This window comes from Pseudomonas sp. NPDC086278, from assembly GCF_050280905.1.
Classification (GTDB): Bacteria; Pseudomonadota; Gammaproteobacteria; order Pseudomonadales; family Pseudomonadaceae; genus Aquipseudomonas.
Genome location: NZ_JBNNWE010000036.1, coordinates 1 through 26,871, shown reverse-complemented (window position 1 = coordinate 26,871; position 26,871 = coordinate 1). Strand labels below are relative to the sequence as shown.

Below are 26,871 nucleotides of genomic sequence, written 5' to 3'. Positions count from 1 at the left end.
TGCCGCATTTTCCAGGCACAAAAAAACGCCCCGAACCAGTCGGGGCGTTTTTATGTGCGGTGTAGCGGGGCGGGTATTACTTGCCAGCCCAGCGCTTCAGTACCAGCGTGGCGTTGGTGCCACCAAAACCGAAGCTGTTGCTCATCACGGTGTTGATGGTGGCGTCTTCGCGGGTCTTGGTCAGGATCGGCATGTCTGCCACTTCCGGGTCCAGTTCGTCGATGTTGGCGGAACCCGCCATGAAGTTGCCTTCCATCATCAGCAGGCAGTAGATCGCTTCATGAACGCCGGCGGCGCCCAGGGAGTGACCCGACAAACTCTTGGTAGAGCTGATGGCCGGGGCCTTGTCGCCGAATACCGCACGCACGCCTTCCATTTCCTTGGAGTCGCCGACCGGCGTCGAGGTGCCGTGGGTGTTCAGGTAGTCGATCGGGGTGTCGACGGTGGACATCGCCATCTGCATGCAGCGGATGGCGCCTTCGCCGCTTGGCGCAACCATGTCGTAGCCGTCGGAAGTAGCGCCGTAGCCGACGATTTCCGCGTAGATTTTCGCGCCACGGGCCAGAGCGTGTTCCAGCTCTTCAACCACGACCATGCCGCCACCGCCGGCGATGACGAAACCGTCACGCTTGGCGTCGTAGGCACGGGAAGCCTTTTCCGGGGTTTCGTTGTACTGGGTCGACAGTGCGCCCATGGCATCGAACAGGAACGACTGGCTCCAATGTTCTTCTTCACCGCCGCCGGCGAACACGATGTCCTGCTTGCCCAACTGGATCTGCTCAACCGCAGTACCGATGCAGTGAGCACTGGTGGCGCAAGCGGAGGAGATCGAATAGTTCACGCCCTTGATCTTGAACGGCGTGGCCAGGCAAGCGGAAACGGTGCTGCCCATGGTCCGCGTGACACGGTACGGGCCAACGCGCTTCACGCCTTTCTCGCGCAGGATGTCCAGCGCTTCCATCTGGTTCAGCGTGGAAGCACCACCGGAACCGGCGATCAGGCCGGTGCGCGGGTTGGACACTTGCTCATCGGTCAGGCCGGAGTCAGTGATGGCGTCTTGCATGGCCAGGTAGGCGTAAGCCGCCGCATGGCCGACGAAGCGATAGATCTTGCGATCGATCAGCTCTTCGAGGGGAAGGTCAATGGAGCCGGAAACCTGGCTACGCAGACCCATTTCGGCATATTCCGGGTTGAACCGGATGCCAGGGCGGCTTGCACGCAGGTTAGCGGAGACGGTCTCTTTGTCATTGCCCAGGCACGAAACGATGCCCAGACCAGTGATAACGACGCGGCGCATGCGGATAACCCTTAGAAGTTTTCAGTGGAGGTGAATACGCCGACCCGAAGGCCTTCGGCGGTGTAGATTTCGCGGCCGTCGACACTGACCGAACCATCGGCGATGGCCAGGTTCAGCTTGCCCTTGAGCACGCGTTTGATCTGAATGTTATAGGTGACTTTCTTGGCGGTCGGCAGGACCTGGCCGAAGAATTTCACTTCGCCCGAACCCAGTGCGCGACCACGGCCCGGCAGACCCTGCCAGCCGAGGTAGAAGCCGACCAGTTGCCACATGGCGTCGAGGCCCAGGCAGCCTGGCATCACCGGATCGCCTTCGAAGTGGCAGGCGAAAAACCACAGGTCCGGAGTGATATCCAGCTCGGCGACCAATTCACCCTTGCCGTACTTGCCACCCTCGGCACTGATATGGGTGATGCGATCCACCATCAGCATGTTCGGGGCGGGCAGTTGTGCGTTACCTGGGCCGAACAGCTCACCGCGACTGCAGCGCAGCAGGTCTTCCCGAGTAAAGGCGTTTTGTTGGGTCATGCGAGCTCCTCAATAGTCCCATGCGGCAGGGTGGGGCAAATCTTCCCGGCCGATCGAAGCGTTCATGCCTCGAGTCAGCAGCCTACTCATAGACTATTGCGTTGTGGTGAAAGTCACAGCACCAAGGACATGAATGTACACTTGTGCACTGAAATTATTATTCAAGCCCCTTTTCGGGCCTGTTCGGGTGCCTAAGACTGCCGCACTTTCGCCTTTCACGCCAGTCGCAGATGGTCGAAAGGCCGCCTCTACTGCACCCAGCGCTGCAGAATTTGCTGCAGATCAATGCGTTTGAAGGGCTTGGCCAGGTAATCGTTCATTCCCGCCGAAAGACAGGCTTCGCGGTCGCCCTGCAAGGCGTTGGCGGTCAGCGCGATGATCGGCACGTCCGCGCAGCCGGGCAATTGACGGATCTGCCGGGTGGCTTCGTAGCCATCAATGATCGGCAGTCGACAGTCCATCAGAATCGCTTCGAAAATCAGACTTTCAGCGCTGCGCACCGCCTGCGCGCCATCGGTAGCGACGCTGACGATAAAGCCCAGGCTACGCAACATGGCTTCGATGACCGTCTGATTGACCGGGTTGTCTTCCACCAGCAAGACATTGCGCCCCTCGCCATCACCTGCCTCGGACGGCACTCGCGGGGTCAGTACCGGCAATGACTGCTTATAGAGCGCCAACGGAATTTCCAGGGTGAACACCGAACCCAGGCCTTCTTCGCTTTGCGCGCGTAAGGTGCCGCCCATGCGTTCAGCCAGCGTGCGGGCAATCGGCAGGCCGAGCCCGGTGCCGCCGTAACGCCTTGAAATAGAACTGTCGGCTTGCTGGAACGCGTTGAACATCAACTCCAGGCTCTGCGCCGAGATTCCAATACCGCTGTCGCGCACGGTGCAGGTGAACCACAGCAGGTCGTGGTCCAGCGATTGCCACTGCGGCTCGATGCTCACCCGGCCCTGCTCGGTGAACTTCAGCGCATTGCCCACCAGGTTGACCAGAATCTGCCGGATGCGCGTCGGGTCGCCCTGCACCTGCAAGGCGCGCATGTCCTCGGGAACGATCAGCGCCAGATCCAGGCCACGCTGTGCGGCGCTGTGCTGGAACGATTGGGCGCAACTGTTGATGAGGTCCGCGAGGTTGAACGGAATATGTTCCAGCTCCAGTTCCGAACGCTCGATGCGCGAGAAGTCGAGAATGTCGTTGATGACTTTCAGTAAATGCTCGGTGGACTCCGACGCCAGCGCCGCATATTCGACCTGCTCCTCGGTCATCTCGGTGGTTTCCAGCAGTTGCAGCATCCCGAGCACGCCATTCATCGGCGTGCGCAATTCGTGACTCATCATCGCGAGGAAATCGGATTTGGCGTTGTTGGCTTTTTCCGCCTCTTCTCGCATCTGGATCAACTGCGCCATCGCCTGCTGCTGCTCGCGGCTGGCGTGTTCGAGGCCGCTGGCGAGGTTGTTGATGTGTTGCGACAGCGCGCCGAGTTCGGTGTCGTCGACAATCGGCAGCGGCGTTTTGTAGTCACCTTCCTGGATCGCCTTGACCGCGTTGCCGATGTCGCGGATCGGTTGCGACAAGCTGCCCGCCAGGCGCCGGGCCAGCAGAAAAGTGAACAACAGGGCGAACAGCGCGAGGACACCGGCCTTGAACAGGATTTCCTGCTGGCGCTGGCTGAAGGCGTCATTGGACAGGCCGACGATCACCCGGCCCAGATAATCCTCGGGAGGCGCCGTGTTCGCGACTTTGCTGCCCTGCAAGAAATCATTGTTCAAGACGATCCGTTGCAAGCGCACGGGCGCCTGGAACACTTCGACCTGTTGCGAGCGGTTGTGGGTTTCCGATGGCTGCTCGACGTACACCAGAATCCGGTTGGCGTTGTCCTGGACTTCCAGAAAACGCACGTTGGGGGTGGCGAGCGTGGCTTTGAGCAAACTTTCCAGCACCTCGTTGTTGCCCGAAATCACCCCGTACTCGGTGGCCGGAGCCAGTTGGTTGGCGATCAGTTGCCCGGTGTGATTGAGTTCCTGGCGCAGGTCCTGAATCCGCACGAAGGTAAAAAAGCTGATCAGCAGCAACGTCAGCAACAGGGCAGGACCAAGGCTGATGATCTGGGTGCGAGTGCTGATGTCCCAAGGGCGCAGGAAGGTCACGGACGGCTTTCTCCTTCAGCCAGTTGGGTGGCAACAGCGGCTTCATTCACCTGTTCGATACCTAATGAACGAGCCACTTGCGGGTTACTCAAGACTTTGAAGTGTTGTGGGTAGAGCATTCTTGGCCAACCGGTCGGCGGGAGGTCGAGCAACTCGTCGAGCACCGTCAGCCAGTCATCTTGATCGCTGTAGGTGCTGGCCAGGCTTCCGGCCCTGACGAACGCGGCGTTGGGACCGATCAGTGCCAGTTGCCGGGCGTAGCTGCTGAGCAGCAGGTTTTTCACGGTTTTCGGGTTGTACAAGTCCGGGTCATCGATCCCCAACAGCACGTCACAACGTTTCAGCAAGGCCTGCAACGGGCGGCTGTCGTTGGTGTTTTCCCAACGCTCGGCCACCACTTCAAGGTCGAGGGCCTGCGCGGCCACCTGCAACTCGTTTAACAGGATTTCATTGTGGCTGTCATAGAGCACGCCCACCCGCCGGACCTGCGGCAGGATGAGCCGGGTCAAGCGCAACTGCCGATCCAGCGGCGGGTCACTCCACAGCAGACTGAGGCGCGCCGGGAGTTGGCTGCCGAAGCGTTGCCAGGCTTGCAGGCGGCTGATGCGCAACACCAGCGTCGCCGGACCCTGGGGGTCTTGCAGGCGCCAGTCGAGGCTCGGCGGGTCGAGCAGGACCAACCGGGTGTCGGCCGGCAGCTTGCCTGGGGCCGGCAGGTTTTCCAGCGACTGGAAACGCACGGTATCCGCCGGGCGCATGTCGCTCAGGCCCTGAACGAAAGCTTGCACGCCGGGACTGTTCTCGGCGCCGATCAGCAGAATGTCGGCGGCCTGACTCCCCAGGCAGACAAACGCCAGGCATAGCCCTGCCAGCAGGCGGCCAGCAATTGGCGACATTCGACGCAGGCGCTGCCCCATTTAAAACGTCAGCTCCGCGCTGAAATAAAGCACTCGACGCTCATCGTAGTTGTTGTCGGCAAAGGTGGTGGGCTGGTTGTCCAGACGCTGCTGAAGGATGCCGGCCAGTTCCAGATTGGCCTTGCCCAGGCCGACGCGTTTGGCGATTCGCGTGTCGGCGCGTTCGAAGCGGTAGCCGTTTAGGGCGTCGTCGCCGTAATAGAAGAGGGCGCTGTTCCAGCCGGAGCCCCAATTGCGCAGCCAACCGGCGGAGCCGCTATTGCGTGCGGTCTGTTGCTCATCCAGCGGGTTGCTCGCCTCGGCGTCGACGTAGGCATAGGTCAGGCGCAGCCGGTCGACGTGGCTCACGTGCCAGTCCAACTGGGCTTCGCTGCCCTTGAACCGTGAGCGGTTGGCGTTGCTGGCGATGTACTGATTGTTGCGCAGCGGTTCGCTGATCATGCCGGTGATTTCGTCGTAGAACAGCTTCACATCGACCGTCAGCCCAAGCTCGGCGAAGTAGCCGTTGTAGCCCAGTTCGCGCGAACGCATGTGTTCCTGGTCGAGATCGCCGGGGCCGCGTGTCCGCACAAAATAGCGGGCGCTGTTCTGCCCGTAGGCACTGGGCCGCAGGTTGTTCACCCGGTAACTCCAGTTGACGTTGTTTTCGAACATGTCCGGTGACCGGATGGCTTCCGAGTAGACGGCGCGCAAGCCGTGACGCGGGTTGATCAAATAGTTGACCGCCACGCGTGGGGTCAGCGAACTGCCGATCAATTGCGTGTCTTCGAACATCGCACCGCCCTGCAACAGCCAGTGCTCGGTAGCGCGCCATTCGAGTTGGCCGAACGCGCGCCAGGTGGTGTCGTCGAGGGTGCCATTGAAGTAGGTCTCGGAGTCTGCCCGGTCGTAACGATAGTTCATGCCGCTGACCAGCCGCAGACTGTCGGACAGGCTGAGGGTGTCTTGCAGTTCGAGGTCATAGCGCGATTCGCGGGCGCTCTGGTCGATATCGCCGCAGAGCGTTTGCCGGGCGCCATTGCGCCACTGTGTCAGCACCTGATTGGCCAGCGCCTGCTCTGCCGGCGTGCCGCGCGGTGCTCCGGGGCCGGTGAACCGCTCAATGTTGCGGGCCAGGCGTTCGGTGTAGTTCGGGTTGAGCTGCCACAGTCGGGTCAGTTCCGGGCTGAACGAGACCTCGGCATCGCAGGCGCGCCACGTCTGCTGGCGGTCCCAGTGTTGCGCCGAGCCCTGGATGTAGAGGCGGTGATCCGGATTGATGTCCAGGTTCCAGCGCAACGAACCGGCGTAGTCCTTGGCAATGACGTCGGAATTGTTCCCCGCAGCGGTAATCCCCGAGAACACCGGGCGATAGGTATATGGCCGCTGGTTGGCCCCGTTCTTGGCATTCAATTGCCAGTCGATGCTCTGGTTTTCGCTGAGTGTCTGACTGACGGCGAGGTTGAAGCGATTCAAGCGGCGGCTGTCACGAAGATCGGCGCCGGAACGGTCCGAGTCGAAGCCGTCGTCCTGCTGGCCGGACAACGACAGGCGCCAGTTGCCGTCGGCCCAACCGGCGCCCTGGCTGGCATAGAAGTCGTTGATGCCACGCTGGCCACGGGTGACTTTCAGCCGCGTGCCGTGGCTGTCGGCGGGGTTGCGCGTGATGATGTTGACCACCGCCATCAACGCATTGGCGCCGTAGCTGACGGTGTTGGGGCCGCGAAACACCTCGATACGCTCGATGTCTTCCATGGCCACCGCAATGTCGCTCCAGTCCACCGTGGCCAGGCCGGCGCGGTACACCGAACGGCCGTCGATCAGCACCTGCATGCGCCGCGCTTGCGTGGCGTTGGTGCCGTGGTAATTCACCGCCGCCTGATTGCCGCTGAGGTTGCCGACCATCATGCCCGGCACCAGTCGCAGCAACTCGCTGATGTCCCGCGCGCCGCTGGCGGTGATGAGTTCGCTGTCGATCACCGTCATGCTTCCCGGAACCGCGGCCGGCGATTGCTTCAGGCGGGTGGCCGTGAGCACTTGCGGCAGCGGTTCGTTGTCGAGAAACAGGTCGTCGGCCAGCAATGCCGGGCTGAACATCAGCGCCACAACCAGCGGCGAGCGAGGTGAAGAAGCACCAAACGACACAACACATCCTTGATAGTGAATAACTGGCGCGCATGTTAACCGAGCGCTACGACTTTTCCATTCACGATCTCGGCATTTTCCTCGGTTTTATTGGTCTTCTTCCTACTGATACCGGTAAATGACGCGGGGGCTGGCCGCCACTGGGCCGCTCCGTATAATGCCGGCATCGCCACTGGTATGGATTAACGGATTGCATATGACTGAACAGCGCCCGATTGCGGTCCTGGGAGGCGGAAGTTTTGGTACCGCCGTGGCTAACCTATTGGCCGAAAACGGCCATCAGGTCCGGCAGTGGATGCGTGACCCCGAACAGGCCGAGGCCATTCGCGTCAACCGCGAGAACCCGCGTTACCTCAAGGGCATCAAGATTCTGCCGGGTGTCGAAGCCGTCACTGACCTGCAAGCGACCCTCGACGCCTGTGATTTATGCTTCGTCGCGCTGCCGTCCAGCGCGTTGCGCTCGGTGCTGGTGCCGCACGCCGAACGCTTGAGCGGCAAGTTGCTGGTGAGCCTGACCAAGGGCATCGAAGCCCACACCTTCAAACTGATGAGCGAAATTCTCGAAGAGATCGCTCCGCAAGCGCGCATCGGCGTGCTGTCCGGGCCGAACCTGGCCCGTGAAATCGCCGAACATGCGCTGACCGCCACGGTGGTCGCCAGCGAAGACGAAGCACTCTGCCAGCGGGTGCAGGAAGCGCTGCACGGTCGCACGTTTCGCGTGTACGCCAGCGCCGACCGTTTCGGCGTGGAATTGGGCGGGGCGTTGAAAAATGTCTACGCGATCATCGCGGGGATGGCGGTGGCGCTGGGCATGGGCGAAAACACCAAGAGCATGCTGATCACCCGCGCGCTGGCGGAAATGACCCGCTTCGCGGTGAATCAGGGCGCCAACCCGATGACGTTCCTCGGGCTGGCGGGTGTCGGCGACCTGATCGTGACCTGCTCGTCGCCGAAAAGCCGTAATTACCAGGTCGGGTTCGCCCTCGGCCAGGGCTTGAGCCTGGAGGACGCGGTGACGCGTCTGGGCGAAGTCGCCGAAGGCGTGAATACCCTGAAAGTGCTCAAGGCCAAGGCCCAGGAAGTCGGCGTCTATATGCCGCTGGTCGCCGGGTTGCACGCGATTCTGTTTGAAGGGCGCACGCTTGAGCAGGTCATCGAGCTGTTGATGCGCGCCGAGCCGAAGACCGACGTCGACTTTATTTCCACCAGCGGTTTCAACTAAGCCCCAGGGAGTTGCGTATGAACGATCCGAAAACCGAAGCCAGGTACGAATCCATCCTCCTGCGTGTGCTGTGGATGATCGTCTTTTTGCTGGTCTGGCAAGTGGCGCAATTCATCCTCGGTGCGGTGGTGCTGGTGCAACTGATCTATCGTTTGATCTATGGCGCGCCGAGCGCCAGCCTGATGAATTTCGGCGACAGTCTGAGCCAGTTCCTGGCACAGATCGGCCGTTTCGGCACATTTCATACCGACCAGAAACCCTGGCCGTTCGCCGACTGGCCGGCGCCGCGCACCCCGGACGGCGAAGCGCCACACGTCGTGGCCCCCGCGCCGCATCCGGTTCGAGATGAGGAACCAAGCTATGAAACTCTGGGTATTGCGTCACGGGGAAGCCGAGCCGTATGGCTCGCGTCCCGATTCCGAGCGGGCCCTGACGGCGCACGGTCGTGAAGAAGCCTTGCGCAGCGCCGCCGAATTGATCGGGCAACCGATCAGCGCGATCTACGCCAGCCCTTACCTGAGGGCGCAACAAACCGCGCAACTGGTGCGCGAAGCCCTTGGTTTCGAACCGGACATTCGCACCGTCGAGTGGCTGACCCCGGACAACCGCCCGCAAGCGGTGGCCGAGCAGTTGGTGTCGGTGGATTACGCGCTGCTGGTCAGCCATAACCCGCTGGTGGGCAATTTGCTGGGGTATTTGCAGCATGGCCATGTGCAGCAGCCCGAAGCGGTGAAAACCGCAGGGCTCGCCGAACTCGAAGGCGACTTGCCGCTGGCCGGCGCGATGAAGCTCAACGGCATCAAGCACCCTTAGTCCCGCTTAAAACCGGATTGAATGTGGGAGTGGCGGTGAACCTGTTTTTTTGTGTGAAATAGTCAACCAAGCACTTGCTTGGTTGACTACGCTTGCTCCAGAACAAAAATTCAGGAGCGAGTCGCATGTCTGCCGCTTTTCGTTTACCGCTGGACGTCTTCTACGAGCGTGAAGCCCGCCATCCCCGCCAGCGGTTTCTGGTCCAGCCGGTCGGCGGCGGTCAGGTCGAGACATTGACCTGGGAGGACGTTGGCCATCAGGCCCGGTGTGCCGCGCACTGGTTGCGCGCCCGGGAATTGCCGCAAGGCAGCCACATTGCCCTGATCTCGAAAAACTGCGCGCACTGGATCGTCGCCGACCTGGCGATCTGGATGGCCGGGCATGTGTCCGTGCCGCTGTACCCCAACCTCACGGCCGAATCCGTCGCGCAAGTGCTCGACCACTCTGAAGCCGCGCTGGCGTTTATCGGCAAACTCGATGACTGGCCCGCCATGTCGCGCGGCGTCCGTCCCGAGCTGCCGACCATCAGCCTGCCGCTGCATCCGCCCGGCACTTTCGCTTTCAGCTGGGCCGACCTGCAAACCAGTTCGCCGATCCAGGACAGTCCCAAACCGTCCGCCGAGCAACTGGCGACGATCATCTACACCTCCGGCACTACGGGCCTGCCCAAAGGCGTGATGCACAGTTTCGGCAACCTGGGATTTGCCACCACGCGAGGCACGCAATTGTTCGGACTCAACGAGTCGGACCGGCTGCTGTCGTACTTGCCGCTGTGCCACGTCGCCGAACGCATGTTCGTTGAAATGGCGTCGATCTATACCGGGCAAACCGTGTTCTTTGCCGAGAGCCTCGACACGTTCCTCACCGATTTGCAGCGCGCGCGGCCGACCGCGATGTTCGGTGTGCCGCGCATCTGGACCAAATTCCAGATGGGCGTCTACAGCAAGATCCCGGCAAAACGCCTCGACTTCCTGCTCGGTTTGCCCTTCATCGGCAAGCGGGTTGGGCACAAAGTCCTGGCCGGGCTTGGGCTGGACGCTTTGCGCGTGGCGTTGTCCGGCGCGGCGCCCGTGCCGCAGAGCTTGCTGCTGTGGTACCGCAAGCTCGGGCTGGATGTGCTGGAGGTGTATGGCATGACCGAGAGCTGCGGTTACTCGCATATCGGCCGCCCCGGTGATGACAAACCGGGCTGGATCGGCAAGCCGTGCCCCGAGGTTGAAGTGCGTATCGACGAATCCGGCGAAGTGCTGGTGCGCAGCGGCGCGACCATGCTCGGCTATTTCAAGGAGCCCGGGAAAACCGCCGAGGCCATCACCGGGGACGGTTTCTTGCGCACCGGTGACAAGGGCGAACAGGACGCCGAAGGCAACCTGCGCCTGACCGGGCGCCTGAAAGAAATCTTCAAGACCAGCAAAGGCAAATACGTGGCTCCGGCACCGATCGAAAACCGTCTGGCGGTGCATTCGCGAATCGAGCAGGTGTGCGTGGTCGGCGATGGTTTGAGCGCACCATTGGGGCTTTGCGTGCTGTCGGCGGCCGGGCAACAGGACGTCGGGGCGGCGAGGGCGGGGCTGCATTCAAGCCTGGAAAAACTGCTGGAGGAGGTCAACGGTGCCCTCGACAAACATGAGCGTTTACGCCGTCTGGTGGTGGTCAAGGACAGTTGGGCCGTGGAAAACGGCTTCCTCACGCCGACGCTGAAGATCAAGCGCAACGTGATCGAAGCTGCTTATGGCGCGCGCTTCGAAGAATGGAGCGAGCGCAGCGAAAGCGTGTTGTGGCAGGATTGAGCCACGCACAAAACCAACAAAGGAAAAGCAGCGATGAGCCTGTGGCGAACCACTCCCAACATCGAGCAATTGAACGCAATCCAGAAAAACACCATCGGCGAAGTACTGGATATCCGCTTTGAAGCCTTCGATGACGAGTCCCTGACCGCCAGCATGGTCATCGACCATCGCACGCATCAGCCTTATGGCTTGCTGCACGGCGGCGCCTCGGTGGTGCTGGCGGAAACCGTCGGTTCGATGGCCAGCTACCTGTGCATCGACGCCAGCAAATTCTACTGCGTGGGCCTGGAAATCAACGCCAACCATCTGCGCGGCTTGCGCAGCGGGCGGGTGACGGCAGTGGCCAAGCCGATTCACATCGGGCGCACCACCCATGTCTGGGACATTCGGTTGAGCAGCGACGAAGGCAAGGCCAGTTGTGTGTCGCGGTTGACCATGGCGGTGGTGCCGTTGGGTGAAAACCCGCCATCGCGCTAAACACAAGCCTTACGCGCTCCCCCCAGCCTCTGGCCGGACTGTCATCATCGCTGGCAGTTACGGTCATTGCGCTTATGGGTGGTGTTACCGACAATCAACGCCTTCTCGCTCATGGATTTGCTGGTATGTCGCAACAGATATTTTTCGCCCACGCCAATGGCTTTCCGTCGGGGACCTACGGCAAATTGTTCGCGGCGCTCGCGCCCGAGTATCAGGTGACGCATCTGGAGCAGCACGCCCACGACCCGCGTTTCCCGGCGGACGACAACTGGCACAACCTGGTCGATGAGCTGATCCATCACCTCAAGCAGCAACCGGAACCGGTGTGGGGCGTCGGCCACTCCTTCGGCGGCGTGCTGCACTTGCACGCGGCGTTGCGTTGCCCGGAACTGTATCGCGGCGTGGTGATGCTCGATTCACCGGTGCTGACCCGCACCGATCAATGGGTCATTCGCGCGGCCAAGCGTTTCGGTTTCATCGACCGCCTGACCCCGGCCGGCCGCACGCTGGGGCGGCGCGAGGAGTTCTCCGACCTGGCCGCAGCGCGGCTGTATTTTTCGGGGAAAACCTTGTTCCGTGGTTTCGACCCCGAATGCTTCGACGCCTACCTGCAACACGGTTTGCACAAGGTCGGCGACAGGCTGCGCCTGCGTTTCGACCCGGCCACGGAAATCAGCATTTATCGCGGCGTGCCGCACACCAGCCCCGGCCGCGCCCGCCAGTTGAAAGTGCCGCTGGCGGTGGTGCGCGGGCACAAGAGCCGCGTGGTCATGCGCCATCACGCCAGCGCCGTCGGGCGCATGCCGTTGGGCGAATCGCTGACCATGCCTGGCGGCCACATGTTTCCCCTCGAACGTCCGCAAGACACTGCCACGTTGCTGAAAAACCTGTTCAGCCGCTGGGAAGGTCGCCGTCAGCAGGATTGCGCATGAATCACATCGTCGAAGAAGTTCGCCTGAGCCTGCCGCACATCGAGCTGGCGGCGCACCTGTTCGGCCCTGAAGACGGTCTGCCGGTGATCGCCCTGCACGGTTGGCTGGACAACGCCAACAGCTTCGCCCGCCTGGCGCCGAAGCTTGAAGGGCTGCGCATTATTGCGTTGGACATGGCCGGTCACGGCCACTCCGGGCACCGTCCGCCGGGTGCCGGTTACGCGATGTGGGATTACGCCCACGATGTGCTGCAAGTCGCCGAGCAATTGGGCTTGAAGCGTTTCGCGCTGATGGGGCATTCCATGGGTGCAATCGCTGCATTGATCATCGCCGGCGCGATGCCGGAACGCGTCACGCACCTGGCGTTGATCGACGGCGTCATTCCGCCGACCGACAAAGGCGAAAACGCCGCCGAACGGATGGGCATGGCCCTGCAAGCGCAACTGGACCTGCGGGAAAAGCGCAAACCGGTTTACCCCACGCAGGAGCGCGCCATCGAGGCGCGCATGAAAGGCTTGGTAGCGGTCAGCCGCGAAGCCGCCGAACTGTTGGCCCAGCGCGGGCTAATGCCGGTGCCGGGCGGTTACACCTGGCGCACCGACAACCGCCTCACGCTGCCGTCGCCGCTGCGCCTGACCACCGAGCAGGCCATGGCTTTCGTCCAGCGAATCAGTTGCCCGGTCAAACTGGTGGTGGCGGCCGATGGCATGCTCGCCAAACATCGGGAGATGCTGGAGCGTCTACCCTTTAGCCGTGAGCAACTGCCAGGCGGCCATCATCTGCACCTGAATGACGAACCCGGCGCCGACCTTGTCGCAGACTGTTTCAATCGGTTCTTCGCCGTTCCTTGACTTGCGCCGGGCAACTGTCGAGGCTGGGCGGGTTGAAATGGGAGACAACCATGATAGATCTCTATACCGCTGCGACCCCGAATGGCCACAAGGTCTCTATCGTGCTCGAGAAACTCGGCCTGCCCCGCACGGAGCACGGCTTGGGTTTCGACAATAAGGAACGCATCGACGATGCGCGCATCATCCACAATGCCCAGGCGATGTTGATCCGATGAGCCTGTCCATCCGATCACTCAGTTTGCTGGCGCTGTGTTATTTCAGTCCGATGGTCGTTGCCGCCGATGTGCCAGGCAGCCAGGACCTGCCCATCGTGCCGCGCATCGAGGATGCACAAATCGTCGACTACCGTCCGGCCGTCGAAGCCGAGCGAATCTACCCGATGGGGTCGATCCGCAAAATCAGCGGGCAGTTGCGCTTTGACGGTCAAGTCACGGCGCGCGGGCAAACCACTTCGATCACCTACGAATTGCCGCCGGAACATACCTCAACCGAAGCCTTTACCGCCGCGCGTGAAGCCTTGCAGAAGCAGGGCGCCGAGCTGCTGTTCTGGTGCCAGGCCCGCGATTGCGGGGAAAGCAGCCTGTGGGCCAACGAGGTCTTCGGCAACGCCAAGCTCTTTGGTGCCGATGATCAGCAGGCGTACTTGCTCTTGAGACTGGCGGCGCCACAGGACAACACGCTGGTGGCGCTTTACGGCATCACGCGCGGCAATCGCAAGGCCTATCTGCATGTCGAGCAGTTCGATGCGGCAGCGCCACTGGGCGATTTGCTGCCGACGTCCGCGACCTTGCTGCGACAACTCAAAAGCACCGGCGAACTGGATTTCCCTAAACTCAGCGCTGACCCCGACGACACCTGGCTGCGGCTGATTTCTCGCGGGTTGAATCTGGACACTACGCTGCGCGTCAGTGTGTCCGGGGCCAAGGCCGAAGCCTGGCGCGAAGCGTTGATTGCCCAGGGCGTGCGGGCCGCGCGAATGGAGGCCGGTAACGTCGAAGGCTCTGGCCTGCACATCGAACTGTTGCGGTAAGCTGCACCGGCGAACGCGCACCGCGCGCTCGCCTACTCTTTGTTGACTGACTTTTTCGAGACTTACATGCCCAATAACGATCGGCTGTTGGTGCAGATTCTGCTCCTGGTGCTGTTTGGCGCGAGCTTCTGGGTGATGGCGCCATTCTGGTCGGCGTTGTTCTGGGGCGCGGTGCTGGCGTTTGCCAGTTGGCCGTTGATGCGTTTGTTGACCCGCTGGCTCAATGGCCGTGAATCGTTGGCGGCGGCGTTGCTGACCCTCGGCTGGATGCTGCTGGTGGCGGTGCCGCTGGTGTGGCTGGGTTTCAACCTGGCGGATCACGTGCGCGATGCCACGGCGTTCATCAAGGATGTGCAGGTCGAGGGCCTGCCGGAAGCGCCGACGTGGCTGGGCAGCATTCCCCTGGTCGGTGAACGGTTGGTGGGCGTCTGGAACAGCATCGACGAGCAGGGCGCCGCGATGATGCTGGCGATCAAACCGTACCTGGGGCAGGTCGGCAACTGGTTGCTGGCACGCAGTGCGCAAATTGGCGGCGGCATTCTTGAGCTGACGCTGAGCATTGTGTTTGTGTTCTTTTTCTACCGCGACGGCCCGCGTCTGGCGACCTTTGTCCATGGGTTGCTGGAACGTCTGATCGGTGCCCGTGCCGGTTATTACATTGATCTGGTGGCGGGCACCGTGCAGCGGGTGGTGAACGGCGTGATCGGGACGGCGGCGGCACAAGCGGTGCTGGCGCTGATCGGCTTCCTGATTGCCGGCGTACCGGGCGCATTGGTGCTGGGGATCGTCACGTTCCTGCTCAGCCTGATTCCGATGGGGCCGCCGCTGGTGTGGATACCGGCCACCGCGTGGCTGGCCTGGAAAGGCGACTACGGCATGGCGGTGTTTCTCGGGATCTGGGGCACGTTCGTCATCAGCGGCGTTGACAACGTACTGAAGCCGTACCTGATCAGCCGTGGCGGCAATCTGCCGCTGGTGATCGTGCTGCTGGGCGTGTTTGGCGGGCTGATCGCATTCGGGTTTATCGGCTTGTTTATCGGGCCGACGTTGCTCGCGGTTGCGTACAGCCTGTTGACCGACTGGAGCAAAAGTCAGGCGCGGGTGGAAGATCGTAGGCCCTGAGTTTTATGTTGGGGCTGATGGCCCTATCGTCGGATCGCCGCCCGGAACAAGCTCGCTCCGGGCGGCGATCCGATGATGCTCAAGTCACCACGTTCAGGTATTTGCCCACCGTCGCCACGTTGTCGAGCGAATATCGCTTGCTCAGGTTGGCGATCATCTTGTTCAGCGCTTCGTTGACGTTGAACTGATCGGTAGAGCTGTCGCTGGATTTCTCGCGACCCGTTTGCAGCGCCGCTTTCAGTTCATCGCTGCTGACGCCGCCGCTGCTGTCACTGTCCAGCACTTTGAGCAATGCGGCGCTGGTGTCGGTGCCGGTCGATGAGGTGCCGCTGCTCACCTGCAACGCGCTGCTCAATTCGGTCGCGGTCACGCTGCCATCGCTGTCGGTATCGAGCTGGCTGAACAGTTCCTCGCTGGACACCTGCGGTGGCGGGGGTGGCGTCAGGCTGGCGGCGAGTTCGTCCTTGCTGACTGTGCCGTCCTGGTTCTTGTCGAGTGCCGAGAAGATTTGCTTGCTGTCCGCGCTGCTGCCGGCGCTGGTCAGGCCGGTACTCAGTTCGTCGCTGCTGATGGCGCCGTCACCATCGGTGTCCAAAGCGCTGATCAGCGCGTCGGCCAGTTCAGTGCTCGGCGGCTGGTCATGTGGCGGTGGCGGCGGGGGAGCCATCGCGGCCATTTCTTCGCTGCTGAGGCTGCCGCTGGCATCGCTGTCGAGGTCGGCGAAGTTTTTGCTCAGGTTGACCAACAGACGGTCGTCGGACTTCTGCGACAACGCGCTCTTGAGTTCATCCTGATCCACCGCGCCATCGCCGTTGGTGTCGAGCTTGGCCAGCAACTCCTTCTGGAATTGCTGGCTGCGGGCGTTGTTGGTGGTCGTCGTGCTGGTGCTGGTATAGCTCGTGTAGTTGCTGACGCTACCGATCATTAGGCTCACTCCCTGGAATGGAAAACCGGTGGGGGCACCGGCTTATGCAGACTCAAGGGCCAGGTTGTCGTGGGTATATGAGGTTTGTACCGTTCGGTACACAGATCAGGCGCGGGGCAAATCAATCACGGCGGTCAGACCGCCACCGGGGGTTTCTTCCAGGCTCAATTGCCCACCCAGGCGTTCCGCCGCCTCGCGAGCGATGGTCATGCCCAGGCCGACACCGCCGGAGTTGCGGTTGCGCGAACCTTCCAGGCGAAAGAACGGCTCGAACACCGCCTCACGTTTGTCCGCCGCGATGCCCGGCCCTTGATCGATGACGCGGATCACCAGGTATTCGCGGCTATCGTCGAGGGTGATCAACGCCTGCCCGGCATAACGCAAGGCGTTATCCAGCAGGTTGTTGATGCATGACCGCAGCGCCATCGGCTGCACTTGCAGCGGTGCGCAATGGCCGCTGACCTGCACTTCGGCGCCCTGGTCCTGGGCGTTTTCGCTCAACGATTCCACCAGTGCCTGCACGTCCATCCATTGCCGCGCTTCGCTGGTGCGCTGTTCGTGCAAGTAAGTGAGGGTGGCGTCGAGCATGCTGATCATGTCGTCCAGATCCTGGCGCATCTGGCCTTGCAGCTTGTCGTCGTCGATCTGTTCCAGCCGCAGCTTGAGCCGCGACAGCGGCGTGCGCAGGTCGTGGGACACCGCGCCGAGCATGCGCGAGCGCTGATGCACTTGTTCGATGATGCGTTGCTGCATCTTGTTGAACGTATGCGCCGCCTGCCGGGCTTCACGTGGGCCGGATTCATCCAGCGGCGCGCTGTCGAGGTTTTCGCTCAGGCGCTCGGCGGCATCGCTCAGGCGCTGGATCGGCCGGCTCAGCAGTTTGGCGCCGTACCACGCGGCGATGATCAAGGACACCAGCTGAAAGGTCAGCGGCACCAAGGGGCCGCCGAACCACGGTCGCGGCGGGCGGTTTTCGAAGCGCGGGTCCAACGGCGGGCGCTTGCCGTCGAAGCCTTGGGCAAATTCCGCTGGCGGCGGAGGCGGGGGCGGGCCGTAGTGATGGAACCAGGCAAAGGCCAGCAGGTGCGCCAGGATAATCGCGATCAGCAACACGCCAAACAGACGGGCGAACAGCGTATCGAAGCGCGCCCGCATCAGCCGATGTCTCGTGCGTCGAACAGATAACCCTCACCGCGCACGGTTTTGATCAGCTGCGGGGCTTTGGGGTCATCGCCGAGTTTCTGGCGCAGGCGCGAGACAAGCAAGTCGATGCTGCGATCAAACGCTTCGATCGAGCGCCCGCGTGCAGCGTCCAGCAGTTGTTCGCGGCTGAGCACCCGACGCGGACGTTCGATGAACACCCAGAGCAGGCGGAATTCAGCGTTGGACAACGGCACCACGAGGCCATCCGCCGCGATCAACTGGCGCAGCACGCTGTTCAGGCGCCAGTTGTCGAAGCGGATATTCGCCCGCTGTTCGGTGCGATCATCGCGTACCCGACGCAGGATGGTCTGAATCCGCGCCACCAGTTCGCGCGGTTCGAACGGCTTGGCCATGTAATCGTCGGCGCCCAGCTCCAGGCCGATGATGCGGTCGGTGGGTTCGCAGCGCGCGGTGAGCATCAGGATCGGAATGTCCGATTCGGCGCGCAGCCAGCGGCACAGCGACAAACCGTCCTCCCCGGGGAGCATCAGGTCGAGTACCACCACGTCAAAATGTTCCGCTTGCAGCGCCAGGCGCATGGCGGCGCCATCGGTCACACCGCTGGCGTGAATGTTGAAACGGGCCAGGTAGTCGATCATCAATTCGCGGATCGGGACGTCATCGTCGACGATCAGCGCGCGAATGCTCCAGCGCTTGTCGTCGCCGGGCGCTTTTTGATCATCGTTCAAAGGTGCTGGAGTGCTGTGCATGCGTGCGTTCATCTGCCAGAGAGGCTGCCAACCACAAAGATAGGCCGCGAGGTTGTGGCTTCAGCATAGGCGTCCGGCCCGGAGGCGGGAAGTGCTGGAAGGACGTGGTGCGGCTGCCGAGGGTAGCGATGAAAAATGTTGGCGGCGTGTCGTGAGTGTATCGGCCTCGACACAATTGGCCAAAGGGCTAGTCTTGCTTGAGCTGCGACGACGAATTACCGATCATCGGGTCCCGCAGCGGCGCTGGTTCCGCTACAATGCGCGCCGATTTCGTCCTGCCTGAGAGCCCGCACATGTCCGTCTGCCAGACTCCTATCATCGTCGCCCTGGATTTCCCCACCCGTGACGCCGCACTGAAGCTGGCCGACCAGTTGGACCCTAAACTGTGCCGGGTCAAAGTCGGCAAGGAACTGTTCACCAGTTGCGCCGCAGAAATCGTCGGCACCCTGCGTGACAAGGGGTTCGAAGTGTTCCTGGACCTTAAATTCCACGACATCCCGAACACCACCGCCATGGCGGTCAAGGCCGCTGCGGAAATGGGCGTGTGGATGGTCAACGTGCACTGCTCGGGCGGTCTGCGCATGATGGCCGCGTGCCGCGAAGTGCTCGATCAGCGCACCGGGCCCAAGCCACTGTTGATCGGCGTGACGGTGCTGACCAGCATGGAACGTGAAGATCTGGCGGGGATCGGGCTGGACATCGAACCGCAGGAACAAGTACTGCGTCTGGCGGCATTGGCGGAAAAAGCCGGGATGGACGGCTTGGTGTGCTCGGCGCTGGAAGCCCAGGCCTTGAAGTCGGCTCACCCGTCGCTGCAATTGGTGACCCCGGGGATTCGCCCGGCGGGCAGCGCCCAGGACGATCAACGACGCATTCTGACCCCGCGTCAGGCGCTGGATGCAGGCTCCGACTATCTGGTGATTGGTCGCCCGATCAGCCAGGCGGCCGATCCGGCCAAGGCCTTGGCTGACGTAGTCGCCGAAATCGCCTGAGCACCGCTAAACCTGTGGGAGCGAGCTTGCTCGCGATGAGGGAGTGTCAGTCGACATATTAGTTGTCTGACACACCGCAATCGCGAGCAAGTCGAATCGTCGCACCGCCGCTCCCACATTGGTTTCGGGGTTACTGAAAGTTTTGGGTTAAACCTTCAACACCAACTTCCCGAAATTCTCGCCGCTGAACAATTTCATCAGCGTCTCCGGGAACGTCTCCAGCCCTTCAACGATGTCCTCTTTGCTCTTGAGCTGCCCCTTGGCCATCCACCCGGCCATTTCCTGCCCGGCCGCGGCAAACTTCGCGGCGTAGTCCATCACCACAAAGCCTTCCATGCGCGCGCGGTTGACCAGCAGCGACAGGTAGTTGGCCGGGCCTTTGACCGCTTCCTTGTTGTTGTACTGACTGATGGCGCCACAAATCACCACCCGCGCTTTAAGGGCCAGGCGACTCAACACCGCGTCGAGAATATCGCCGCCGACGTTATCGAAATACACGTCCACGCCTTTCGGGCACTCGCGCTTGAGGCCGGCGATCACGTCTTCGTTCTTGTAGTCGATGACGCCGTCAAAACCCAATTCGTCGATCAGGAATTTGCACTTGTCCGCGCCGCCCGCGATGCCGATCACGCGGCAACCTTTAATCTTGGCGATCTGCCCGGCAATGCTGCCCACCGCACCGGCGGCACCTGACAACACGACGGTGTCGCCTTCCTTCGGCGCGCCAACATCCAGCAGGGCGAAGTAAGCGGTCATGCCGGTCATGCCCAGTGCGGACAAGTAACGGGGCAGCGGCGCCAGTTTCGGATCGACCTTGTAGAAACCCCGTGGCTCGCCGAGGAAATAATCCTGCACGCCGAGCGCGCCGTTGACGTAGTCGCCGACCGCAAACCCCGGATTGTTCGATGCAATGACTTTGCCTACGCCCAGCGCGCGCATGACTTCGCCCAGCCCGACCGGTGGAATGTAGGATTTGCCCTCGTTCATCCAGCCGCGCATCGCCGGGTCCAGGGACAGGTATTCGTTTTTGACCAGAATCTGACCCGCCGCCGGCTCGCCGACTGGCACTTCCTGATAGGTAAAGGTCTCGCGCGTTGCCGCGCCCACCGGACGTTTGGCGAGCAGGAATTGGCGATTGGTCTGGGTAGTCATGACAGGCACTCAAGATGAATGAAGCCTTGTTGATAGTCCTTCAAGGGCAATGCCGCAAGTCTGGCTGATGCGGCGAATGCACCTCGATCCAGTGCGGTGATAGTTGGGGCACCCGTTTTATCACTGCAAATCATGGCCACCCAACCGGGGGTTTGATAGTGCTGCCTTACGCAAGGCCCCTGTGTCTAGACTGGTGCCACGCGATCCCCCGCATTCTTCTCGTAGAGGACATAACAAAATGAGCATGACGTTTTCCGGCCAGGTCGCCGTGGTGACTGGCGCCGCCAACGGCATAGGCCGTGCGACCGCCCAGGCGTTCGCCGCTGAAGGGTTGAAAGTGGTGGTGGCCGACATGGACACCGCTGGCGGCGAAGGCACTGTGGCGCTGATTCGTACGGCGGGCGGCGAAGCGACCTTCGTGCGTTGCAACGTGACCGAGGAAAGCGATGTAAAAAATCTGATGGACGAAGTGGTCAATACCTACGGACGTCTGGACTATGCCTTCAACAACGCCGGCATCGAGATCGAAAAAGGAAAACTGGCTGACGGCACGCTCGACGAGTTCGACGCGATCATGGGCGTCAACGTCAAAGGCGTCTGGCTGTGCATGAAGTACCAGCTGCCGTTGCTGCTGGCCCAGGGCGGTGGAGCGATCGTCAACACCGCGTCGGTGGCGGGCCTCGGGGCGGCGCCGAAGATGAGCATTTACGCGGCGTCGAAACATGCGGTGATCGGCCTGACCAAGTCAGCGGCCATCGAGTACGCCAAGAAGAAAATCCGGGTGAACGCCGTGTGCCCGGCGGTGATCGACACCGACATGTTCCGCCGCGCTTATGAAGCGGACCCGAAGAAGGGCGAGTTCGCCGGGGCGATGCACCCGGTAGGCCGGATCGGCAAGGTCGAAGAGATCGCCAGCGCGGTGCTGTACCTGTGCAGCGACGGTGCGGCATTCACCACGGGGCATTCGCTGGCGGTGGATGGCGGCGTCACGGCGATCTAATCGACCAGGCGGTGCCGTGTAGGAAAAAGCCCGCTCGCATGCGGGCTTTTTCATGGTTCCGTGAATGGGCCGGACAATGTGTTTCAAATGGTTAGAACCAAGGGTTTTGGCGGCGTTGTCGCACAGCCGATCCAGCCGACCTGTGATTAACTGCTTCCCGCAAATGGACAGGAGTTTGCTTGCTCATGGAATTGAGAATCGATCGACAGGCATTGGTGCCGGTCGTACAGCAAATCGTTGATGCGTTGGCGGTCTGGCTTCGCCAGGACGAGGTGCTGCCGGGGACGCGCTTACCTTCCGCACGGCATATCGCGCGGGTCAATCTGCTCAGTCAATCCAGCGTCGTTGAAGCCTGTGAGCGGTTGGTCGCCCAGGGCGTATTGGCGCCGCGCCATGGCGCCGGCTTTGTGGTGGCGGCAACGGCCGCGCAGGCGCCACCGGACCCTGCCGGCTTCGACGGTGCCCACGTCAGCCAGTGCGACCGGTTCGGTCAATTGAACCTGGGCTGCGGCGGGTTGCCCGAAAGCTGGCGCGAGACGGACGACCTGAGCTATGCGATCCGTCAGGTCAGCCGCACAGACATGGCGGGGTTGTTCAACTACAGCACGCCGCTGGGCTTGCCCGCCCTGCGGCAACAGATCCTCAAACGATTGGGGCTGCTCGGCATGGACGTCGACGAGAGCCGGATCATGACCACGTCCGGTGCCAGCCATGGGCTCGACCTGATCATTCGCACATTGCTCAAGCCGGGTGATTGCGTGGTGGTCGAAACCCCGGGGTATCCGTTGCTGTTCGATCTGCTCAGGTTGCACGGTGTGAACATGATCGAGGTGCCGCGTACGCCGCGCGGGCCAGATACCGAGGTGCTGGAGTCGCTGCTGGTGACGCATCGGCCACAAGCGCTATTCATCAACAGTTGCTATCACAACCCTACCGGCAGCAGCCTCACGCCGGGCGTGGCGCAACGGGTGTTGCAGTTGACCCAGGCCTACGGCGTGCGGGTGATCGAAGATGATGTCTACGCCGATTTGCACGCCAGCCGCGGTACGCGCCTGGCGGCGTCGGGCATCGATCGTAATGTCATTTACGTCGGCAGCTATTCCAAAACCCTCAGCAGCTCCCTACGGATCGGTTTTGTAGTCGGTGGCGCCGGGGAGATTTCGCAGATGGCCCACATCAAGATGATCAGCAGCATGGGGGCTTCGCGGTTTTGCGAAGCGGTGCTGACGTGCCTGTTGGCAAGCGGGGCCTATCGCAAACTGGTGCAGCGCCAGCGCCAGCGCTTGAGCGTTGACAGGGAAGCCGCCTTGCAATTGCTTGAAGACGCGGACTGGGAAGTTTTCGGCCAGCCTTCCGGTGGTTTGTTCATCTGGGCGCGATCGCGGATATCCGACTACGCTCAGGTTCGCAGGCAGGCCGGACGCCTCGGGGTGTTGCTGTCTTCGTCAACGGCGTTCAGTCCTGTTGGAGAAGCCAGCGGATGGCATCGCATAAACGTTGCCTATGCCTGTGATCCCCGCGCTCGGGCATTTTTTCAGGCCACTGCTGTGAATCGACCTCAAGCGTTCTGAAAACGACGTGGGCGTAGCTTTTTGCCATTATTCCGACGCCAGAGACTTGTGCTGGAACATGCCCGTTGCGAATCTTCACCCACTCACAATGGCAGGGGACTAAGCGCAATGATTTCGGCCGTGCAAGGACGTTTTGCCAACCTCGGTATGGCAAAAAAAATGGGTGTCGGGTTTGTGCTGGTGCTGCTGCTGACGGCACTGGTAGCCGCCATTGGCGTATGGTCCCTGCAAACCATCAGCCATCGCTTCGACGGGCTCAAACAAATGTCGTCGCTCAACAGCAGCCTGCTCAAGGTGCGCCTGCTTGAGCAGGAGTACGCCTTGCACGGTAACCCGAAAACCGTCGACGCCCTTCACGAAGGCGTGGATGGCTTGATCGCATTGGCCACTCAACTCAAGACCGGGTCAGCGGCAAACGTGCCGGTGATGAACGATGTGGAGCAATCGCTGGGCGCCTATCGCAAGGCATTCGATGAGTTTGTTTCACTGAGTCAGGCCAAGGACCTGGCCCTGGAAATGGCCAGTTGGTCGGTGTCCAGCGTTGCCAATAACCTGGATGTGTTGCAGGCCGGGCTGGCCGATGATGGCGCTTACGCCTTGAAGGAGTCCGAGGGCAAGGACGGCGGGCAGTTTATCGAACAGGCCAATCAGGTCAGCCAAGTGTCACGGTTGATGTTGCAAGCCATGAACGAAGCGCGGGTGCGCCTGGACCAAAGCCGCAAGGGCGATGACAGCGGTGGCCAGGGCAAGATCGAGCAAGCCGATCAGGCACTCACGCAAGCCGAACAGCTGAAAACCACGGTCAAGGATGAGGGGTATCAGACTGTCCTGAATGAAGTGTCGGGTCACATTGCCAGCTTCAGCGAAAAACTCGCGGAATACACCGGCCTGCTGGCTCAGGAAAAAACCGTGTATGAGCAACTGCACCAGCGCGCCGCACAGGTGGTTGAGCGGGTGGATCAGGCGTATGTCGCCGAAGACAAGTCAATGCAGGCCGAGTTGAAAAAGAACTCGTTGCTGATCATTGGCTCCTCGGCGCTGGCTTTGCTGGTCGGGTTGATCGCGGCATGGGTGATTACCCGGTTGATCGTGGCTCCGCTACGCAGTGTGATTCGTGTTGCGCAGCAGATTGCCGCGGGAGATTTGAGTGCAACGGTTGAAGTAACGCGCCGTGACGAAATCGGCCAGTTGATGCAAGCCATGCAGCAAATGGGCGCGGGGCTCAGCCATATCGTCAGCGGTTTACAGGCCGGTATCGAGCAACTGGCGAGTTCGGCGCATTCGCTGTCGGCGGTAACCGAGCAGACCAACCTCGAAGTCAGCAGCCAGAAGGAAGAAACCGAGCAGGTCGCCACAGCGATGAATCAGATGACGGCGACAGTGCACGATGTGGCGCGCAACGCCGAGGAGGCCGCGCACGCGGCGCAGACCGCCGACGATAAGGTTGAAAGCGGTCAGCAGGTGGTGCGTCAGAGCATGGCGCGGATCGAACAGCTGGCGGACTCGGCGTCGTCGGCCAGTTCGAGCATTGAAAGTCTGAGTGCGGAAATCCAGAACATAGGCACGGTGCTCGGCGTGATCAAAAGCGTTGCCGAGCAGACGAACCTGTTGGCGTTGAATGCGGCGATCGAGGCGGCGCGGGCAGGTGAGCAGGGCAGGGGCTTTGCGGTGGTGGCGGATGAGGTGCGGGCGCTGGCCAAGCGCACGCAGCAGTCGACCGAGGAGATCGAGCGGCTGGTGAGTGCGTTGCGCTCGGCGGCGCAGTCATCGGTGCAGCAGATTCAGAGCAGCGGTGAGCTGGTGAAACTGGCGGTGAGTGATGCGTTGCAAACCGAGAGTGCGCTGGGGAGTATTGCGGCGGCGGTGTCGTTGATTCAGCAGATGAATCAGCAGATTGCGGCGGCGGCCGAAGAGCAGAGTTCGGTGGCGGAGGAGATTAATCGCAGCGTGACGAGTATTCGTGCGAGTGCGGATCAGTCTTCGTTGGCGATGCAGGGGAATGCGGCTTCCAGTATTGAACTGGCGCAACTGGGGAGTGAGTTGAAGGGAATGGTTGGGCACTTTCGGCTTTGATTTTTTTGGTCGGTGTTTTTGTGGGTGGGTATGGATCCGTTGCTGCGGTAACGGCGGCTGGCGGTTTCGCCCTTACGGCGAGTCCCTTTTGGCAAACGCCCCAAAAGGAACCAAAAGGTCTCGCCCCGGCGTCCGGCCCCTCGCTTAGGCTCGGCGTTCCTTCGCTCCGGTGTCCATCTGGGGACATCGCCTACGGTTTGCTTCGCTGCACCTCCTCTCGATGTGTGCGGCTTCGCCGCACGGCGCTACGCGCCTGATCCCCAGATGAACACCTCCACTCAGCCTCCCGAAGGGGCGGGTAGATCAAAAGCTGAAGGCGAGCTAACGCTCGGCCTGATGAGTGGTGAAGGTCAACAGCGGGTGGGCGGCGTTTGATTTTTGTGGGAGCGGGCTTGCTCGCGAAGGCGGCCTGACAGCCGACCAGTCACTCCCAGATACACCCCATTCCCCTGTGGGAGCTGGCTTGCCAGCGAAGACGGCCTAGCAGCCAACCAATCACTCCCAGCCGCACCCTATCCCACTGTGGGAGCTGGCTTGCCTGCGAAGGCGGCCTGGCAGCCGACCAATCACTCCCAGATACACCCCATTCCCATGTGGGAGCTGGCTTGCCAGCGAAGACTACCCAACAGCCAACCAATCACTCCCAGATACACCCCATTCCCCTGTGGGAGCGGGCTTGCTCGCGAAGACGTCCTGCCAACCAACCAATGTCTTGTAGCTGTATCCCACATCAAATCCAAGGCAAAAAAAAGCCACCGGTGTCGGTGGCTTTCCGGTTTTTGCGGATTAGTCGTAGATCACTCTTTTTTTCCAGTCTGCATCCGCCTCGACGTCTTTGAGGCCGACGTTCAACTGGTTGGCTTCGTCTTCCACCTTGGCGATGTTGTCCATGACTTGGGCATTGGCGCGGGCCAGGAGTTTTTCCAGGTATTCGAGTTGTTCGGCGTAGGTTTGCGGGTCCTGTTGTTTTCGCAGGTACTGCACGCCGCGCTCGAACGCCAGGCGGGCTTGCCCTGGCTGGTTCTGTTGCAGGCATTGCTGTCCGAGATTGTTGAAGAACTCGATGTGCAGCAGGACCAGGATGTGGCGGACTTCGCGGATCCAGCGTTTGGCTTCGTTGGTCGGCAGGAAGCCGTCTTGCGCGGCGCGGGTGATTTGCCCGTGCAGGGCTTCGAGCAGGAAGCGCACGTCCTTGGCTTTGGCTTCGGTCTTGATGGGTGCCGGCGGGTTGTTGACCGGGATCGATTGGCCTTGAGCGGCCAGCGCTTCCAGCTCGACGATTCGTGCCCTGAGGTTGGCGCTGGTCTTTTCCAGGTTGAGCAGGCGCTGGCAGACGTTGAGTTCCAGGCGCGTTATCAGCAGCTTGAGCGCCGGCGTCATCAACTGGCCAGGGAAGGTCTCGGTGATTTCACCGCAGCGACGCAGGCGGTCATTGAGTTCAACCTTGGTGCGGGCCTTTTCCAGCTTGTTGTTTTCCACCACATGGTTCATGTAGCCAATGGCGATCAATAGTGCGATCCCGGCTACGACTAGCAGGGTGATCATGAGTGGCGTCACCGGTAAGACCTCTTTATGGGGGTTGCGATCGAGTGTAGTGGCTTGCCTTTTGGGCGCATAGGGCCGCTCGACGAGTTGAATCGTTGTGCCTCTGTTTGTATCGGCCGCAATTCTACTTATATAAGTGGTGGCGAATGTGTTTCAAATTGCCATCACTTTGCGGCGGTGGACTATAACCGCTTGCCGGGTAGCGGAATATAGGCGGCAGAGCCAAGCAGGCGCAAAAGCCCGAATCGAGTCTGAAAGCAGGGCGAAGTCATTGATTTAAATAAATTTATATCAAGGGGTTGACGACCCCTCAATCCATCCATAGAATGCGCGCCACTTACAGCGTAAAGCGCACAGCGAAACGCGGTAAGGAGTGAATGTTGTACGTGTGTCCCCTTCGTCTAGTGGCCTAGGACACCGCCCTTTCACGGCGGTAACACGGGATCGA

Annotated in this window: 22 protein-coding genes and 3 pseudogenes; 15 read left to right on the top strand and 10 right to left on the bottom strand. The window is 61.4% G+C overall.

The window, feature by feature from the left end:
• Positions 1–76: 76 nt before the first annotated feature.
• The 5 genes from fabB to ACQKP4_RS13630 all read right to left on the bottom strand — a co-directional run bounded on the left by fabB (position 77) and on the right by ACQKP4_RS13630 (position 7,015).
• Positions 77–1,297, bottom strand: a complete 1,221-nt coding sequence (gene fabB, locus ACQKP4_RS13650; protein ID WP_427633871.1) for a beta-ketoacyl-ACP synthase I — start codon at positions 1,295–1,297, stop codon at positions 77–79.
• Between the two features lie 11 nt (positions 1,298–1,308).
• Positions 1,309–1,824 carry a 3-hydroxyacyl-[acyl-carrier-protein] dehydratase FabA gene (fabA, locus tag ACQKP4_RS13645; protein WP_427633869.1) on the bottom strand — a complete coding sequence of 172 codons (516 nt, stop codon included), beginning with the start codon at positions 1,822–1,824 and terminating at the stop codon, positions 1,309–1,311.
• A 248-nt stretch (positions 1,825–2,072) separates the two neighbouring features.
• Positions 2,073–3,974 carry an ATP-binding protein gene (locus ACQKP4_RS13640; RefSeq protein ID WP_427633867.1) on the bottom strand — a complete coding sequence of 634 codons (1,902 nt, stop codon included), beginning with the start codon at positions 3,972–3,974 and terminating at the stop codon, positions 2,073–2,075.
• Positions 3,971–4,891, bottom strand: coding sequence for an ABC transporter substrate-binding protein (locus ACQKP4_RS13635; protein WP_427633865.1), 921 nt, complete (start codon positions 4,889–4,891; stop codon positions 3,971–3,973). Before ACQKP4_RS13635 ends, ACQKP4_RS13640 begins: the two co-directional genes overlap by 4 nt.
• Positions 4,892–7,015, bottom strand: coding sequence for a TonB-dependent receptor plug domain-containing protein (locus ACQKP4_RS13630; RefSeq protein ID WP_427633863.1), 2,124 nt, complete (start codon positions 7,013–7,015; stop codon positions 4,892–4,894).
• Positions 7,016–7,211: 196 nt separating this feature from the next.
• Between ACQKP4_RS13630 and ACQKP4_RS13625 the strand changes: the two genes are divergently transcribed.
• The 10 genes and pseudogenes from ACQKP4_RS13625 (at position 7,212) to ACQKP4_RS13580 (ending at position 15,252) form a co-directional block, all read left to right on the top strand.
• The gene (locus tag ACQKP4_RS13625) at positions 7,212–8,237 is read left to right on the top strand and encodes an NAD(P)H-dependent glycerol-3-phosphate dehydrogenase (protein WP_427633861.1); all 1,026 of its coding nucleotides are present in this window, start codon (positions 7,212–7,214) and stop codon (positions 8,235–8,237) included.
• Between the two features lie 17 nt (positions 8,238–8,254).
• Positions 8,255–8,593, top strand: a pseudogene (locus tag ACQKP4_RS13620) (DUF4389 domain-containing protein); the annotation flags it as partial.
• A 4-nt stretch (positions 8,594–8,597) separates the two neighbouring features.
• Positions 8,598–9,050, top strand: coding sequence for a phosphohistidine phosphatase SixA (gene sixA, locus ACQKP4_RS13615; RefSeq protein ID WP_427633859.1), 453 nt, complete (start codon positions 8,598–8,600; stop codon positions 9,048–9,050).
• 125 nt (positions 9,051–9,175) lie between these two features.
• Positions 9,176–10,840: an AMP-binding protein gene (locus tag ACQKP4_RS13610; RefSeq protein ID WP_427633858.1), complete on the top strand. Its 1,665-nt coding sequence runs from the start codon at positions 9,176–9,178 to the stop codon at positions 10,838–10,840.
• A 33-nt stretch (positions 10,841–10,873) separates the two neighbouring features.
• The gene (locus ACQKP4_RS13605; RefSeq protein ID WP_427633856.1) at positions 10,874–11,317 is read left to right on the top strand and encodes a hotdog fold thioesterase; all 444 of its coding nucleotides are present in this window, start codon (positions 10,874–10,876) and stop codon (positions 11,315–11,317) included.
• Between the two features lie 125 nt (positions 11,318–11,442).
• The gene (locus tag ACQKP4_RS13600) at positions 11,443–12,249 is read left to right on the top strand and encodes an alpha/beta fold hydrolase (protein ID WP_427633854.1); all 807 of its coding nucleotides are present in this window, start codon (positions 11,443–11,445) and stop codon (positions 12,247–12,249) included.
• Positions 12,246–13,100: an alpha/beta hydrolase gene (locus ACQKP4_RS13595; RefSeq protein ID WP_427633852.1), complete on the top strand. Its 855-nt coding sequence runs from the start codon at positions 12,246–12,248 to the stop codon at positions 13,098–13,100. Before ACQKP4_RS13600 ends, ACQKP4_RS13595 begins: the two co-directional genes overlap by 4 nt.
• Positions 13,101–13,150: 50 nt before the next feature.
• Positions 13,151–13,264 (top strand): annotated as a pseudogene (locus tag ACQKP4_RS13590) (glutathione S-transferase); the annotation flags it as partial.
• Positions 13,265–13,323: 59 nt separating this feature from the next.
• Entirely contained in the window at positions 13,324–14,130 is an 807-nt protein-coding gene (locus ACQKP4_RS13585) for a DUF4892 domain-containing protein (protein ID WP_427633916.1), read from the top strand.
• Between the two features lie 66 nt (positions 14,131–14,196).
• Positions 14,197–15,252: an AI-2E family transporter gene (locus ACQKP4_RS13580; protein ID WP_427633851.1), complete on the top strand. Its 1,056-nt coding sequence runs from the start codon at positions 14,197–14,199 to the stop codon at positions 15,250–15,252.
• A 79-nt stretch (positions 15,253–15,331) separates the two neighbouring features.
• Here the strand turns inward: ACQKP4_RS13580 and xopAW are convergent, their stop codons facing one another.
• The 3 genes from xopAW to ACQKP4_RS13565 form a co-directional block, all read right to left on the bottom strand.
• The gene (gene xopAW / locus ACQKP4_RS13575; RefSeq protein WP_427633849.1) at positions 15,332–16,177 is read right to left on the bottom strand and encodes a XopAW family type III secretion system calcium-binding effector; all 846 of its coding nucleotides are present in this window, start codon (positions 16,175–16,177) and stop codon (positions 15,332–15,334) included.
• Between the two features lie 105 nt (positions 16,178–16,282).
• On the bottom strand, positions 16,283–17,332 hold the full coding sequence (locus ACQKP4_RS13570) for a sensor histidine kinase (RefSeq protein WP_427633847.1): 1,050 nt from the start codon (positions 17,330–17,332) through the stop codon (positions 16,283–16,285).
• Entirely contained in the window at positions 17,332–18,090 is a 759-nt protein-coding gene (locus tag ACQKP4_RS13565) for a response regulator (RefSeq protein WP_090186861.1), read from the bottom strand. Before ACQKP4_RS13565 ends, ACQKP4_RS13570 begins: the two co-directional genes overlap by 1 nt.
• A 293-nt stretch (positions 18,091–18,383) precedes the next feature.
• On the opposite strand from ACQKP4_RS13565, the gene pyrF reads away from it, so the two are divergent.
• The gene (gene pyrF / locus ACQKP4_RS13560) at positions 18,384–19,082 is read left to right on the top strand and encodes an orotidine-5'-phosphate decarboxylase (RefSeq protein ID WP_167370440.1); all 699 of its coding nucleotides are present in this window, start codon (positions 18,384–18,386) and stop codon (positions 19,080–19,082) included.
• A 147-nt stretch (positions 19,083–19,229) separates the two neighbouring features.
• On the opposite strand, the gene ACQKP4_RS13555 is transcribed toward pyrF, so the two are convergent.
• Positions 19,230–20,234: an NADP-dependent oxidoreductase gene (locus tag ACQKP4_RS13555; protein ID WP_427633844.1), complete on the bottom strand. Its 1,005-nt coding sequence runs from the start codon at positions 20,232–20,234 to the stop codon at positions 19,230–19,232.
• 238 nt (positions 20,235–20,472) lie between these two features.
• Between ACQKP4_RS13555 and ACQKP4_RS13550 the strand changes: the two genes are divergently transcribed.
• From ACQKP4_RS13550 to ACQKP4_RS13535, 4 genes and pseudogenes are all read left to right on the top strand, one after another.
• The gene (locus tag ACQKP4_RS13550; RefSeq protein WP_427633843.1) at positions 20,473–21,234 is read left to right on the top strand and encodes an SDR family oxidoreductase; all 762 of its coding nucleotides are present in this window, start codon (positions 20,473–20,475) and stop codon (positions 21,232–21,234) included.
• A 185-nt stretch (positions 21,235–21,419) separates the two neighbouring features.
• The gene (locus ACQKP4_RS13545; protein WP_427633841.1) at positions 21,420–22,805 is read left to right on the top strand and encodes a PLP-dependent aminotransferase family protein; all 1,386 of its coding nucleotides are present in this window, start codon (positions 21,420–21,422) and stop codon (positions 22,803–22,805) included.
• 108 nt (positions 22,806–22,913) lie between these two features.
• A pseudogene (locus ACQKP4_RS13540) lies at positions 22,914–24,017 on the top strand (HAMP domain-containing protein); the annotation flags it as partial.
• Positions 23,997–24,878 (top strand): methyl-accepting chemotaxis protein, encoded by an 882-nt coding sequence (locus ACQKP4_RS13535; protein ID WP_427633914.1) that lies wholly within the window; start codon positions 23,997–23,999, stop codon positions 24,876–24,878. The pseudogene ACQKP4_RS13540 and the gene ACQKP4_RS13535, both read left to right, overlap by 21 nt.
• A gap of 786 nt (positions 24,879–25,664) precedes the next feature.
• Here ACQKP4_RS13535 and ACQKP4_RS13530 read toward each other — a convergent pair.
• Positions 25,665–26,435 (bottom strand): hypothetical protein, encoded by a 771-nt coding sequence (locus tag ACQKP4_RS13530; RefSeq protein ID WP_427633839.1) that lies wholly within the window; start codon positions 26,433–26,435, stop codon positions 25,665–25,667.
• Positions 26,436–26,871 lie beyond the last annotated feature (436 nt).

Bases quoted from the DNA above. Each gene is read 5' to 3' on its own strand.
- fabA (WP_427633869.1), bottom strand. From the start codon at position 1,824: ATGACCCAACAAAACGCCTTTACTCGGGAAGACCTGCTGCGCTGCAGT.
- fabB (WP_427633871.1), bottom strand. From the start codon at position 1,297: ATGCGCCGCGTCGTTATCACTGGTCTGGGCATCGTTTCGTGCCTGGGC.
- ACQKP4_RS13605 (WP_427633856.1), top strand. From the start codon at position 10,874: ATGAGCCTGTGGCGAACCACTCCCAACATCGAGCAATTGAACGCAATC.
- ACQKP4_RS13635 (WP_427633865.1), bottom strand. From the start codon at position 4,891: ATGGGGCAGCGCCTGCGTCGAATGTCGCCAATTGCTGGCCGCCTGCTG.
- ACQKP4_RS13565 (WP_090186861.1), bottom strand. From the start codon at position 18,090: ATGCACAGCACTCCAGCACCTTTGAACGATGATCAAAAAGCGCCCGGC.
- ACQKP4_RS13570 (WP_427633847.1), bottom strand. From the start codon at position 17,332: ATGCGGGCGCGCTTCGATACGCTGTTCGCCCGTCTGTTTGGCGTGTTG.
- xopAW (WP_427633849.1), bottom strand. From the start codon at position 16,177: ATGATCGGTAGCGTCAGCAACTACACGAGCTATACCAGCACCAGCACG.
- ACQKP4_RS13595 (WP_427633852.1), top strand. From the start codon at position 12,246: ATGAATCACATCGTCGAAGAAGTTCGCCTGAGCCTGCCGCACATCGAG.
- ACQKP4_RS13625 (WP_427633861.1), top strand. From the start codon at position 7,212: ATGACTGAACAGCGCCCGATTGCGGTCCTGGGAGGCGGAAGTTTTGGT.
- ACQKP4_RS13545 (WP_427633841.1), top strand. From the start codon at position 21,420: ATGGAATTGAGAATCGATCGACAGGCATTGGTGCCGGTCGTACAGCAA.
- ACQKP4_RS13535 (WP_427633914.1), top strand. From the start codon at position 23,997: ATGCAAGCCATGCAGCAAATGGGCGCGGGGCTCAGCCATATCGTCAGC.
- ACQKP4_RS13600 (WP_427633854.1), top strand. From the start codon at position 11,443: ATGTCGCAACAGATATTTTTCGCCCACGCCAATGGCTTTCCGTCGGGG.
- ACQKP4_RS13550 (WP_427633843.1), top strand. From the start codon at position 20,473: ATGAGCATGACGTTTTCCGGCCAGGTCGCCGTGGTGACTGGCGCCGCC.
- pyrF (WP_167370440.1), top strand. From the start codon at position 18,384: ATGTCCGTCTGCCAGACTCCTATCATCGTCGCCCTGGATTTCCCCACC.
- ACQKP4_RS13555 (WP_427633844.1), bottom strand. From the start codon at position 20,234: ATGACTACCCAGACCAATCGCCAATTCCTGCTCGCCAAACGTCCGGTG.
- ACQKP4_RS13610 (WP_427633858.1), top strand. From the start codon at position 9,176: ATGTCTGCCGCTTTTCGTTTACCGCTGGACGTCTTCTACGAGCGTGAA.
- sixA (WP_427633859.1), top strand. From the start codon at position 8,598: ATGAAACTCTGGGTATTGCGTCACGGGGAAGCCGAGCCGTATGGCTCG.
- ACQKP4_RS13580 (WP_427633851.1), top strand. From the start codon at position 14,197: ATGCCCAATAACGATCGGCTGTTGGTGCAGATTCTGCTCCTGGTGCTG.